The sequence below is a fragment of the Dactylosporangium vinaceum genome (assembly GCF_019904175.1).
GTDB classification, from domain to species: Bacteria; Actinomycetota; Actinomycetes; order Mycobacteriales; family Micromonosporaceae; genus Dactylosporangium; species Dactylosporangium vinaceum.
Genome location: NZ_CP061913.1, coordinates 1,881,940 through 1,894,682 on the forward strand (window position 1 = coordinate 1,881,940; position 12,743 = coordinate 1,894,682).

A 12,743-nucleotide genomic window follows, 5' to 3' on the forward strand; every position below is an offset into this window, starting at 1 on the left:
AAGCCTGAATCTTGGCCGACATCGACCTGACCACACCGCTCGCGAAGGTGCTCGGGGGCAACGGCGCGAAGCTGCTCGCCGAACACCTCGACCTGCACACGGTGGGCGACCTCGTGTACCACTTCCCGCGCCGCTACGAGGAGCGCGGCGAGCACACCGACATCCGCGCGCTGGAGATCGACACCGACGTCACCGTGTTCGGGCAGGTCAAGCGCGTCAACTCGCGGCAGTTCGAGCAGAAGCGGGGCAATACCCGGGGCAAGCGCGGCTCCCTGGTCGAGGCGGTCATCGGCGACGACGGCGGCGGCGAGATCAGCGTCACGTTCTTCAACCAGCCGTGGCGGGAGAGCCAGCTGCGCCCGGGCCGGTGGGGGCTGTTCTCCGGCAAGGTCGGCCGGTTCAACAACAAGCTCCAGCTCAATCAGCCGGACTACGTCCTGCTCGACGCGGGCGAGGGCGAGGAGGCGGTGGAGGAGTTCGCCGGGGCGATCATCCCGGTGTACCCCGCGACCGCGCGCGTGCCCACCTGGCGCATCGCCGCGGCCGTGCGCACCGTCCTCGACGTCCTGCCGCCGACGCCGGACCACGTGCCGGCCGCGACGCGCGCGAGCCGGAAGCTGAGCTCGCTGGACAAGGCGCTGCGGGAGATCCACCGGCCCGAGTCGCAGCAGTCCCTCGCCATCGCGCGGAGGCGCCTCAAGTGGGACGAGGCGTTCGCGCTGCAGTTGACGCTGGTCCAGCGCAAGAAAAGAGCAGAGGACTGGCCGGCGGTACCGCGCCCGCGCCGGACCGACGGCCTGCTGGCCACCTTCGACGCCGGCCTGCCGTACGAGCTCACCCGCGGCCAGCGCGACGTCGGCGAGGAGATCGCGGCCGACATGGAGCGGGCCCACCCGATGCACCGCCTGCTGCAGGGTGAGGTCGGCTCCGGCAAGACGCTGTGCGCCCTCCGCGCGATGCTCCAGGTCGTCGACGCCGGCGGTCAGGCCGCGATGCTCGCCCCGACCGAGGTCCTGGCCGCTCAGCACCACCGCAACGTCACCGACCTGCTCGGCACGATGGCCCGGGCGGGCGAGCTGGACGCCGCGCCCGAGGCGACCCGGGTCGCGCTGTTGACCGGATCTTTGGGTGCGGCCGCGCGGCGCAAGGTCCTGGAAGAAATTCGCGGTGGTACTGCCGGTGTCATCGTCGGCACCCACGCGCTGCTCTACGAGGGCGTGGACTTCGCCGACCTCGGCCTCGTCGTCGTCGACGAGCAGCACCGTTTCGGCGTCGAGCAGCGCGACGCCCTGCGGACCAAGGCCGACCAGCCGCCGCACGTGCTCGTCATGACGGCCACCCCGATCCCACGCACGGTCGCGATGACGGTCTTCGGTGACCTGGAGACCTCCGTGCTCAGCCAGCTGCCGCGCGGACGCTCACCGATCGCCTCGCACGTCGTGCCGGTCACCGAGAAGCCCGCGTTCCTGGACCGGGCCTGGCGCCGGCTGCGTGAGGAGGTGGCGAAGGGGCACCAGGCGTACATCGTGTGCCCGCGCATCGGCGACACCGGCAAGGCCGACGGCGAGGACATGGCGCCCGTGAACGACGACGGCCGCCGCCCTCCCGTGGCGGTGCTGGACGTTGCGCCCCAGCTGGAGGAGGGCCCGCTGCACGGCCTGCGGATCGGGGTCCTGCACGGGCGCCTCCCGGCCGACGAGAAGGACGCCGTCATGCGCACCTTCGCCGCCGGTCAGCTCGACGTCCTCGTCGCCACCACCGTCATCGAGGTCGGCGTGGACGTGCCGAACTCGACGATGATGATGATCCTCGACGCCGACCGCTTCGGCGTCTCCCAGCTGCACCAGCTGCGCGGACGCGTCGGCCGGGGCAGCGCGCCGGGCCTGTGCCTCCTGGTCACCGAGTCCGGCGAGGGCACCCCCGCGCGGGCGCGCCTGGACGCGGTCGCCTCCACCACCGACGGCTTCAAGCTCGCCGAGCTGGACCTGGAGCAGCGCCGCGAGGGCGACGTCCTGGGCGCCTCCCAGTCGGGCCACCGCTCCCATCTGCGCCTGCTCTCCCTGCAGCGCGACGAGGAGCTGATCCGCGAGGCCCGCGCGGAGGCGACGGAGCTGATCGCGGAGGACCGGGAGCTCGAACGGCACCCCGCCCTGGCCGCGACGATCGCCCGGCTCGTGGACGAGGAACGGGCGGAGTACCTGGAAAAGGGGTAATTCGCCGCGTCCGCGCCCTCACTCCGCCGCGCCTCACGCCGCGGCGCCCTCACGCCGCGGCGCCCTCACGCCGCGGCGCCCTCACGCCGCGGCGTCGGCACGGTGCCCGCATCGCTACGGTGCGGTGCTCGCATGTCCTTCATGTGCTGCCGCGCCGCGCGTCCGGGCCGTGCTCGCGCGGGGTCCATCGCGTCCGTGCGCCGGGAAGCGGCGACGCATCGCGACCGCGCGGCGCGGGAGTGGCGTACATCACGTCCTACTCTGGAGCGTGTGACGCGGATCGTGGCCGGGGTGCTCGGAGGACGGCGGCTGACTGTGCCGGCCGGGCAGGGGACCCGTCCCACGTCGGACCGGGTGCGGGAGGCGCTGTTCAGCAGCCTGGACAACCTCGTCGACCTGGACGGGGCGCGGTTCGCCGATCTCTACGCGGGCTCCGGGGCCGTCGGGCTGGAGGCGTGCTCGCGCGGGGCCGCGCACGTGCTGCTCGCCGAGAACGACGCCAAGGCGGCCCGGATCATCCGGGGCAACATTGCCGCACTCGGTGTCGCCGGGCGAGTGCGATTGGTGACCGACAAGGTCGAGCGGCTCCTCGCGGGGGAGTCGGACGGGGCGTTTGACGCGGTGTTCATCGATCCGCCCTACGCCGTGACGGACGAGCGCGTCCGCGCGGTGCTCGACGCCCTGGTCGCGCGGTGGTTGGCACCGGACGCAGTCGTGGTGGTCGAGCGGTCCAGCCGCGGAGCGCCGATGGCCTGGCCGGACGGGCTGCGCGCGGTCGCGGAGCGGCGGTACGGCGAGACTGTGCTGTGGTACGCCCGACGCGAGCAGGACGGCTCGCGCACGAGTTAAGCGAACCTTTGGTACGGTCCCCGCTCATGAGGTTTGGGCTGGTGCAATGAGGCGCGCGGTCTGTCCGGGTTCGTTCGATCCGGTCACGAACGGGCACCTGGACATCGTGGGTCGGGCATCGCAGATGTTCGATGAGGTCGTCGTTGCGGTACTGATCAATCAGAGCAAGGCGGGGCTGTTCACGGTCGACGAGCGGCTGGAGATGCTCGCTACGGTGACCGCGCCGTACGCCAACGTCCGGGTCGACGCCTTCCAGGGCCTGCTCGTGGACTTCTGCCGCTCCAGCGACATCAACGCGATCGTCAAGGGCGTGCGGGTGGCCGGCGACTTCGACTACGAACTGCAGATGGCGCAGATGAACTACGGCCTGGGCGGCATCGAGACGCTGTTCATGCCGACCAACCCCAAGTACTCCTTCGTCTCGTCGAGCCTCATCAAAGAGGTCGCCAAGTGGGGCGGCGACGTTTCGCCACATGTACCCGATCTTGTGGCGAATCGCCTGAGTGAACGATTCGCCTCGGCGCGAAAGTAACTGCAACACCCGAGTGGCGAGAAGCGGCTACGGGGTCCGGGCCGCATGATGGTTACGTCGTTCGACGTTGGAACAGGAGTGACCGCAGGTGGATCCGCTCGAGAGCATCGACCAGATCATTGCGATGGTCGAAGGTGCGCGGTCGGCGCCGATGTCGCGGAGCAACTTCGTGTTCGACCGCGCCGACATGATCAATCTGCTCGACCAGCTACGCGCCGATCTCCCCGGTGAGCTGCGGCGCGCGAGCGCGCTGCTCGACGAACGGGACAAGATCGTCGATGCGGGCCGGCGCGAGGCGGAGCGGATCATCGCCGAGGCCGAGGCCGAGCACACGCGCCTGGTGTCGATCAACGAGATCGTGGTCTCGGCCGAGCACGAGGCGTCGCGCATGATGCAGGAGGCCCGCGCGGAGACGCAGCGGCTGCGCGACGAGGTCGACGACTACGTCGACACGGCGCTGGCCAACTTCGAGCAGTTCCTCACCCGCTCGCTCGCCTCCATCGAGCGTGGGCGGGACAAGATGCACGCCCTGCGGGAGATCGGCTCGTTCAACCCGTCACAGGAGGACGACCGCCCGCTGCCCTTCTGACCCACCCCGCTCCCGCGCGCCCGGTCGGCGCGTGGGGCCGGGTCTTTCACCCGGTACGGTGGGTACGACCCCCGTCAGTCGCTCTCACGGGCACGGTACTGTTGGGGCGATTCGACGGAAGATCTGCCGCTCGGGTATTCTTGTCCGTCGGCCCTGTCTGGCCGGAGTCTGAAAGATGCCACACCAACAGCAGCACCCGCACCTGGATCCCCGGTCGCCGCTGGTCCTCGAAACGAGAGACCTCCCACGCCGACCGGGCGCTCTGCATGCGGTCTCGCGGAAGGTGCCGGCACCTCAGGACCTCGGTCTGGAGCTGATCGGCGTGCCCCAGGGCGCCGAACTCGACCTCCAGCTGCGCATGGAGTCGGTTTCCGAAGGCGTGCTCGTCTCCGGTACCGTCACCGGCCCGCTGACCGGCGAGTGCGGACGCTGCCTACGCCCGATCAGCGACACGCTGGACGTCCCGTTCCAAGAGTTCTATGCCTACGAGCACAGCACGACGGACGAGACGACGGACGAGGACGAGGTCGGGCGGCTGCAGGGCGACCTGATCAACCTGGAGCCGGCGCTGCGGGACTCGGTGGTGCTCTCTCTGGCCGCCAACCCCGTGTGCCGTGAAGACTGCCCGGGTCTGTGCCCTGAGTGTGGGGTACCGATAGATGAACTGCCTGCCGGTCACACTCACGATCAGGTCGACCCCCGCTGGGCCGCCCTGTCCCAGATCAAGACGTCAGAGGAGTAAGTCCCGTGGCCGTTCCCAAGCGGAAGATGTCGCGCAGCAACACCCGGGCCCGCCGGAGCCAGTGGAAGGCCGTCGCGGTCTCCACGCAGCCGTGCCCGCAGTGCCGCTCGCCCAAGCTGCCCCACGCGGCGTGCTCTGTGTGCGGCACGTACAACGGCCGCCAGGTCATCGAGGTCTGACAACCGGGTCCGGGTGACGCGATCCGACCGATCGCCGCACGGCGGGGAACACCCGTCCGGCGTCGCGCGGATCGCCGTCGACCTCCTCGGCGGGGACGGGGCTCCCGCCGTCGTGGTTGACGGCGCTCTGCGCGCATGCAGCGCCGATCCAGACCTCCACCTTCTCCTCGTCGGCCCACAGCACGTGGCCGACGAGGTCATTGGCGCGCTCCCGGTCGCTGACCGCGAGCGCGTCAGTGTCATCGTCGTCGACTCCGCTGTCGGCATGGGTGACGCGCCGCTGCGCAACGTCCGGCGCTCCTCATCGGTCCGTGCGGCCGCGGAGGCGGTCTACACCGGCCGCGCGGACGCGATGGTCTCCGCGGGCTCCAGCGGCGCCGCCGTCGCCGCGTCCGCGCATGTCCTCGGGCGCCTGCGCGGCGTGCGCCGGCCCGGCCTGGCCGCACAGCTGCCGACCGAGCGCGGCCCCGTGCTGCTCATCGACGTCGGGGTGACCCTCGACGCCACGATGCTCGAACTCGTGCAGCACGCCGTCCTGGGCGCCGCCTATGCCGCGGTCGCGCTGGACATCCCGCGCCCGCGCGTCGGGCTGCTCTCCATCGGCAGCGAGCCCGGCAAGGGTGATCGGCTGCGCCGCGCGGTGTCGATCGCACTGTCGGACGTCCCGTTGCCGGCCGGCGCTCGCTACGTCGGTCTGGTCGAAGGCTTCGATGTACCGCGCGGAGGCCCGGCCGACGTCATCGTGACCGACGGATTCACCGGAAATGTCCTGCTCAAGGGCATCGAAGCGGCGATGGCCACGGCCCGGCGGCTGATCCGCGGTCACCAGGCGGCGGCCGGCGGCCACGATGCCGGCGACGGTCGCGAAGCCGGCGACCGCCATGGGGCCGGCGACCGCCTGAGGGTCGTCGACAGTCCCTCGGCCGTTGACGCTCACCCGGCGGGCAGCGATCACGTGGCCGGCGGCGATCACGTGGCCAGCGGCGATCACGTGGCGGGCGGCGGTCACGTGGCGGGCGGTGCTCACCGAGACGGCGACCAGGCTGTTTCCGGCGGCGGCGACGAGCTGAACGATGGCTTCGGGGTGGCGGACGGCCTCGAAGCGGTTGCCCCCAGCCAGCGGACCACGTCCGAGCGCAGCCTGGCCGCGTCCGAGCGCAGCCTGGCCGCGTCGGAGCGCAGCCTGGCCGCGTCCGAGCGCAGCGGGCCCGCGTCCGAGCGCAGCGTGAGCTCGGCTGAGCCGCCGGTGGCCGTATCGGGCAGCGTGGCCGCTCCCGCGCGCGACCTGGCGGCTCATCTGCGCGACGGGGAGATCCAACCGCACGACGGGCCCGCCTACAGGTCCGAGGTCCCGGCCCACCCGGGCGACGGGGCCGGCAGCCTGCCCGGTGGGGCCGATGATCAGCACGACGCTGCCGCGCCTCCGCGCGGTGGTGCGGTATCGGAGGGCGATGGTGCTGCGCCCGGGCGCGAGGAGATGGCGTCCGGAGACAGCGAATCGCGCGCGGACGACGCGGCTGTGCCCGCGTCCGCGCGTGACGGGGCCGCGCTCGGAGGTGCCGGAGGCAATGGGGCCGCAGTCGGAGGCAGCCCTGCGCTGTACGAGGCCGCGGCCGTCCTGCTCGGCGTGGCGGGCGACGTCGTCGTCTGCCACGGTTCGGCGGGCGGTGCCGAGATCGCCGACGGCATTGCCCTGGCTGCACGACTTCACCGCGACCGCATCACCCCGGCGGTCGCGGGACTCGCTGATGACCTGCTGGCCGAACTCTCCTCGGCCGGCGGCCTCACCATCCGTGACGCACTGGGAGAGCGCTCGTGAAGAACCAAAACAGCCTCGAGGCCGCCTTCGGTGTCGAGTTCGACCCGGACATGCTCAAGCGGGCACTTACCCACCGCTCGTTCGCGTACGAGAACGGCGGGCTGCCGACCAACGAGCGGCTCGAATTCCTCGGCGACGCGGTGCTCGGCGTGGTCATCACCACCGCCCTGTTCCAGAATCACCCGACGCTCGCCGAGGGACAGCTGGCCAAGCTGCGCGCCAGTGTGGTCAACATGCGCGCCCTCGCGGACGTCGCGCGGAAGCTGGGGCCGGGCGGCATCGGGCCCTACCTGCTGCTCGGCCGCGGCGAGGAGGCGACGGGCGGGCGCGACAAGGCCAGCATCCTCGCGGACACGCTGGAGGCGCTGATCGGCGCCGTCTACCTGCAGTACGGGCTCGACACCACCGCGCTGGTGATCCACAAGCTCTTCGACGGGCTGATGGCCGAGGCGGCGATGCGCGGGGCCGGGCTGGACTGGAAGACCAGCCTGCAGGAGCTGACCGCCGGGCGCGGGCTGGGGGTGCCCGAGTATCGCATCGACGAAGAGGGCCCCGACCACGCCAAGCGGTTCACGGCCTGGGTCATCGTCGCGGGGAAGCGTTACGGCGGCTCGCAGGGCGGCAGCAAGAAGGAGGCCGAGCAGCTCGCGGCCGAGGCGGCCTGGCGCGAGCTGTCGGGCGTCCTGCCGGAGTCCGCGGCGTACGCGGCCGAGCCCCCGGCCAACGCCTCGGCGCCGGTGGACGGGTCTGGAGCGCGCCGAGACGCGGAAAGCACGCGCAAGGAAGGCGACCGCGCGCGCCGCACCACGAACGGTCCGCGCCGCGAAGCCGACGCGTCCGCGCCGTCGAACCGGGCGCAGCACGATGCAGACGGATCACGGAAGAACGCCGACCGCACCCGCGCGGACGCGACCGGCCCCAACGGCGACACGAACGGGCCTGCCGCGGGCGCGGAGCGTGAGGATGCGGGCGTCGGCGCGGAGCGCGGGCGCAATGGCGCCGGGCGCGGGGCCGCGGGCAGCGGCGGGATGCGGGACCATGGGGGCACGGACGCGGCCGGCGCGACGTCGCGCAAGGATGCGGATATCACCGAGACGACCGACACCGCCGAGGAACCGCCATCCTATGACCACGATGACGCCGGTCAGTGAGATCGCGCAGCGCGCCCGGACCACGCTGATTGCCTTCCCGCTTGGCATCTATGCCCTGAGTCGCCTGGTGCAGCTCCTGCTGCTCTGGTGGATGGCCCCCGACGACAAGATCCGGGACCGCCTCCTCGCGTGGGACGGCGGGCATTTCGTGCGCGTCGCCGAGGAGGGGTACCCGGCCGGCTACAGCTATGACGTCGACGGGCACCTGACCGGCAACGGCCTGGCCTTCTTCCCGGGCTACCCGATGACGGTGCGCTTCGTGCACTACCTGACCACGCTCGAGTACGGCACCTCGGCGATCACGGTCTCCTGGATCGCGGGCGCGGTCGCGGCGGTACTGCTCTGCGCGCTCGGGACGCGGCTGTACGACGAGCGGACCGGCCTGGCCCTGACCGCACTGTTCTGTGTGCAGCCGATGTCGATGGCACTGTCGATGGGGTACTCCGAGGCGCTGTTCACCGCGTTCGTCGTGGGCATGCTGCTCTGCGCGCACCGGGGCGCCTGGCTGCTCGCCGGGGTCCTCGGGCTCCTCGCGGGGCTGACCCGGCCGACGGGCGCGGCCGCGGCTGTCGCGCTCGTGGTGGCTGCCGGGATCGCGGTGTACCGCCGGTGGAAAGATCTCCAGGTCCGCGCGGACGCCATGGGGCCCGAAGGTGACGAGCAGGTGCGCGCGGACGCGATGGCGGCGTCCGAAGGCGGCAACCAGGTGCGCGCGGACGCGATGGCGATGTCCGAAGGTGGCAAGCAGGTGCGCGCGGGCGGGAAGGCGGCGTCCGAAGGCGACAGGCAGGTGCGCGCGGACGCGGTGGGGTCGACCGGCGGCGACGGGGACGTCGCGCGACCGGGGAGCACCGGCAGTACACGCGAAGGGATCTGGAAACCGATTCTCGGCGCCGTGATTGCGCTCGTGGGAGTGCCGGCCTATCTGCTGTGGGTCGGGCTGCGCGTGGGCGATCTGCACGCGTGGTTCGACATCCAGACGGCGGGCTGGGGCACGACGTTCGACTACGGTGACTCGACCCTGACGTTCCTGCACGACGCGTTCAAAGCGGGCGACGGCTGGATTCAGGTCAGCATCGCGTGGATGGTGCTCGCGGTCATCGCGGCGGCCGTGATCGCGGTGGTCCGGCGGGTGTGGGCGCCGCTCACGGTGTACGGGCTCATCGTGCTCGTGCTGGTGCTCGGGCAGGCCGGGTACTACCACTCCAAGCCGCGCCTGCTCGTGCCCGCGCTGCTGATCCTGGTGCCGCCCGCGGTCGCCCTCGGACGCGCGCGGCCGCGCACCGCGGGGCTGGTCCTGGCGGCGTGCGGCGCGTTCGGACTCTGGTACGGCTCGTATCTGATCACCGTGTGGCACTACGCGATCTAGAGGGGATCCATGCCTGAACTGCCCGAGGTCGAAACCGTCCGGCGCGGCCTCGACAAGTGGGTGGCCGGTCGGCGCATCGCCACGGTCGAGGTGCTGCATCCGCGCGCCGTGCGCCGCCACGTCACGGGCGCCGAGCACTTCGCCGGCCTCCTCGCGGGGCGGCGCGTGGGCTCGGTGATGCGCCGCGGGAAGTACCTCTGGCTGCCTCTCGACGACGAGGACGCCCTCATCGGCCACCTCGGCATGTCCGGGCAGCTGCTGCTGCAGCCGGTCGAGGCGGCCGCGGAGACGCACCTGCGCGTGCGGTTCTCGTTCGACGACGACGGGCCGGAGCTGCGCTTCGTCGACCAGCGCACGTTCGGCGGCCTCAGCGTGTCGATCGGCGGCGCGGTGCTGCCCGAGGAGCTCGCGCACATCGCGCTCGACCCGGTCGACCCGCTGTTCGTGGACGACGCGTTCATCGAGCGGATGCGCAAACGGCGGACCGAGGTCAAGCGGGCCCTGCTGGACCAGACGCTGATCTCGGGCGTCGGCAACATCTACGCGGACGAGGCGCTGTGGCGCGCGCGGTTGCACGGTGCGCGGGACACGTCGCAGCTGTCCCGCCCAACGGTGCGCCGCCTGCTCGGACACGTCCGCGACGTCCTCAACGAGGCGATCGGCCAGGGCGGGACGAGCTTCGACGCGCTGTACGTCAACGTCAACGGGGAGAGCGGATACTTCGACCGGTCGCTGAACGCGTACGGGCGCGAGGGCCTGCCGTGCCGCCGCTGTGGGAGTCCGATCCGGCGGGAGGCGTTCATGAACCGCTCGTCGTTCTCGTGCCCGCGTTGCCAGCCGCGTCCGCGCGTCCGCGCGCTGGCCTGAGTCGAACAAGCGCTTGGCCAGACAAACGGCGGCCGGGCGCTCAGCGCGATAAGTGGCGAGCAAGCGCTTGATTCAACCTGCGCGGTGGCGCAAGCACTGCGAGGACCGCGAGCAGTGACCGAGCATGTCCTCGGACGATTCATCGCGAACCTGAGCAAGCGCTTGTTCAGGCGGCCGGGAAGTCCAACCGCACCCGCAACACAAGCAAGCGCTACCTACGCACCCGTGCAAACGCAACGCGCCTGCGCGAACCGCCACCTGCGCGCCCGCGCGAACCGCCACCGAAGCGCCCCCGCCAACCGCCACCTACGCGCCCGCGCCAGGCGCCACCTACGCACCCGCGCGCCAGGCTCCACCTACGCGCCCGTGCGAGCGCTACGTGCCCCGTCCCGCACCCCGCTCAACGCCCGATAGGGCCGAGGCCGCCGAGGCGCCGGCGTAGGCCGCTCCGCCCCCGCCTCCAACGCCGCCAACCCCGGCACCAGCCCGCACCAAGCAGGCAGATCGGCGTACGGATTCGGCGCCCCGAGGTCCGTCACAAGCCCGAACCCGGCCCCCCGCGCCACCTGCAGCCGCGCCGCCTCGTCCAGCTCCCAGGGCGGCACCGCATGCACCAGGTGCCCGTCGCCCGGTCGCGACCCCGCGCCCGACCACCGCCGGTACTCCCGCCAGCTCCCGTCGAACACACAGATCGGCAGCCCCAGGTCGCGATACGCGTCGTCCGGCGGGGAGCCAGGGTTCAGCACCACCTCCGGCAGATCCGCCCGCACGGCCGACTGCGCGACGACCGCGACCGGCCCGATCGCATACGGCGAGACCGGGGTGCGGTCGAGGAACACGCCGCCCACCGGATACCCGCTCCACCGGTACACGTCCGCCCGGATCTGCGCGACCGGGCGCGTGCCGTAGTCAACGTCGACGTACCCGAGCAGGCGCACCCCGGCCGCGGCCAGCCGGCTTATGGCCGCCGTCCACAGCGGGTCCCGCCCGCTCCCGGGCCCGTTGGCGACGTCGACGACGACCGTGAACGCCGGCCCGTGCGAGGCGACGATCTCCCATGCGTGTGGACGGGCCAGCGGATGCGCTCGCAGTGGGAGGAGCGTCGCAACCCGGTCCACGACCGGACTAACGATGCTGGGCCCCCTCAAGCACGGCCCGTGTCCACGGTCCAGTAGGGCGTCCGGCCGCGCAGTGCGGCTCCGACGCCGATCGATGTGATGTCGCAGTCGAGCAGCATGTCGTGCGCGTCGTCGTCGCGCATCCAGTGTTTGACGACGTCGCCCGGGTCGCCGCCGCGGGCGGTCAGCTCGTCCTCGAAGCCGCCGAATCCGGCCGCGGCGGCGCGGTCCTGGGGCGAGCTGCCGTCGCTGCCGCGGGCGCCGGTGAAGTCGCCGGCGGCCATGTCCGCGGCGTGCGTCCGCGCGGCCGCGCGCAGCTTGGCGTCGACCCGCATCGGCCCGCACCGCTCCTTGCGCCGCTCGCCGTTGATCAGCTGGACGACGCGGTCCTCGTAGTCGCCGTTGAAGTTGGCCGCGACGAGCGTGGTCTTCGCGGCGTTGGGCGTCGTCGCGGCCGGCTCGCTGGTCGGCGGCGCACTGGGCGGGGCGGCGAACTGCGGCGCGGCGACGGACGGGGTGAGGCCGGGCGCGGGCGCGGCGGTCGAGGAGTCGCCACCCCCGCCGGCGGCCGCCGGGATGATCACGGCGCCGAGCCCGAAGAGGACCAGGATGCCGGTGACGGCGGCGGCGATACCGGTCGGGCCGAGCCTCGTCAGGAGACCGGGCTGCGGTGCCGTCATCGCACTCTCCCGGTCGCGTGAGCCTCAGAATTTCCGGAGATGACGCTACTTTGCAGTGGCGCCGCTGGGCAACCGGTGGCACACTGCCACGATCGGCGCGCCGTGATGATCACGCACCCGGGTGAGTGAGAACACCCTGGCCAGGACGTTTGGCGTGCCTCCGCGCTTGACTAAGTCGCGCGACAGACGGAACATAGAGGGGTCGCCAGTCGCGCCCACTCATGCCCTTGTGCTTCGGTCGCGGGTGCTGGGCGCGCGTTTGCCGGAATCGACCGGCTGCGCTTAACAAGGAGACGATATGGCTAAGGCCCTCTACGGCCACGTAGGCAGCGCGCCCGACCGGCGCCTTGTCGACGAGGTCACCCAACTGCGTGCCAAGGTTCGGGCGCTCGAGTTCGAGGTCGTTCGGCTGCGTGCCGAGAATGACCGGCTCGCCGCGGCGGTCTCGGAGACGGACCACCTGGTCCGGCTCGCCGAGCCGGCGATGGCCTGAGGAACTCAGGCCTCGTAACCAGCGCAGAACTGCACAGTAAACCCGCGCGCCGACATCCTCTGGGTCTCGGCGCGCAGTCATGTAACGACCCGGTCGTCCGGTTGGTTACTGGTGGGGCCTGAGTGGGCGCTGTGCCCACGAC

The 12,743-nt window shown here is 71.8% G+C and carries 11 protein-coding genes and 2 pseudogenes; 11 read left to right on the forward strand and 2 right to left on the reverse strand.

Annotated elements, in window-relative coordinates; translation table 11 throughout:
* Positions 1–8: 8 nt before the first annotated feature.
* From recG to mutM, 10 genes and pseudogenes are all read left to right on the forward strand, one after another.
* The gene (gene recG / locus Dvina_RS08130) at positions 9–2,213 is read left to right on the forward strand and encodes an ATP-dependent DNA helicase RecG (RefSeq protein WP_223105396.1); all 2,205 of its coding nucleotides are present in this window, start codon (positions 9–11) and stop codon (positions 2,211–2,213) included.
* Between the two features lie 270 nt (positions 2,214–2,483).
* Positions 2,484–3,062: a 16S rRNA (guanine(966)-N(2))-methyltransferase RsmD gene (rsmD, locus tag Dvina_RS08135; protein ID WP_223101781.1), complete on the forward strand. Its 579-nt coding sequence runs from the start codon at positions 2,484–2,486 to the stop codon at positions 3,060–3,062.
* A 46-nt stretch (positions 3,063–3,108) separates the two neighbouring features.
* Positions 3,109–3,594 carry a pantetheine-phosphate adenylyltransferase gene (coaD, locus tag Dvina_RS08140; RefSeq protein WP_223101782.1) on the forward strand — a complete coding sequence of 162 codons (486 nt, stop codon included), beginning with the start codon at positions 3,109–3,111 and terminating at the stop codon, positions 3,592–3,594.
* An 88-nt stretch (positions 3,595–3,682) separates the two neighbouring features.
* Positions 3,683–4,183 (forward strand): ATP synthase subunit B family protein, encoded by a 501-nt coding sequence (locus tag Dvina_RS08145; protein WP_223101783.1) that lies wholly within the window; start codon positions 3,683–3,685, stop codon positions 4,181–4,183.
* Between the two features lie 175 nt (positions 4,184–4,358).
* Positions 4,359–4,925: a YceD family protein gene (locus tag Dvina_RS08150; RefSeq protein WP_223101785.1), complete on the forward strand. Its 567-nt coding sequence runs from the start codon at positions 4,359–4,361 to the stop codon at positions 4,923–4,925.
* Positions 4,926–4,930: 5 nt separating this feature from the next.
* Entirely contained in the window at positions 4,931–5,104 is a 174-nt protein-coding gene (rpmF, locus tag Dvina_RS08155; RefSeq protein ID WP_223101792.1) for a 50S ribosomal protein L32, read from the forward strand.
* A gap of 13 nt (positions 5,105–5,117) precedes the next feature.
* Positions 5,118–6,167: pseudogene (locus tag Dvina_RS08160) on the forward strand (hypothetical protein); the annotation flags it as partial.
* 806 nt (positions 6,168–6,973) lie between these two features.
* Positions 6,974–7,654, forward strand: a pseudogene (rnc, locus tag Dvina_RS08170) (ribonuclease III); the annotation flags it as partial.
* Between the two features lie 403 nt (positions 7,655–8,057).
* Positions 8,058–9,443: a mannosyltransferase family protein gene (locus Dvina_RS08175; protein ID WP_223101793.1), complete on the forward strand. Its 1,386-nt coding sequence runs from the start codon at positions 8,058–8,060 to the stop codon at positions 9,441–9,443.
* A 9-nt stretch (positions 9,444–9,452) separates the two neighbouring features.
* Entirely contained in the window at positions 9,453–10,310 is an 858-nt protein-coding gene (gene mutM, locus Dvina_RS08180; RefSeq protein ID WP_223101800.1) for a bifunctional DNA-formamidopyrimidine glycosylase/DNA-(apurinic or apyrimidinic site) lyase, read from the forward strand.
* 356 nt (positions 10,311–10,666) lie between these two features.
* Here mutM and Dvina_RS08185 read toward each other — a convergent pair whose 3' ends face one another.
* Entirely contained in the window at positions 10,667–11,428 is a 762-nt protein-coding gene (locus Dvina_RS08185; protein WP_223101801.1) for a spherulation-specific family 4 protein, read from the reverse strand.
* A 26-nt stretch (positions 11,429–11,454) separates the two neighbouring features.
* On the reverse strand, positions 11,455–12,108 hold the full coding sequence (locus Dvina_RS08190) for a CAP domain-containing protein (protein WP_223101803.1): 654 nt from the start codon (positions 12,106–12,108) through the stop codon (positions 11,455–11,457).
* Positions 12,109–12,406: 298 nt separating this feature from the next.
* Here Dvina_RS08190 and Dvina_RS08195 point away from each other — a divergent pair, with 298 nt between their 5' ends.
* Complete coding sequence (locus tag Dvina_RS08195) at positions 12,407–12,601, forward strand: hypothetical protein (RefSeq protein ID WP_223101804.1); 195 nt, start codon at positions 12,407–12,409, stop codon at positions 12,599–12,601.
* Positions 12,602–12,743: the final 142 nt, after the last annotated feature.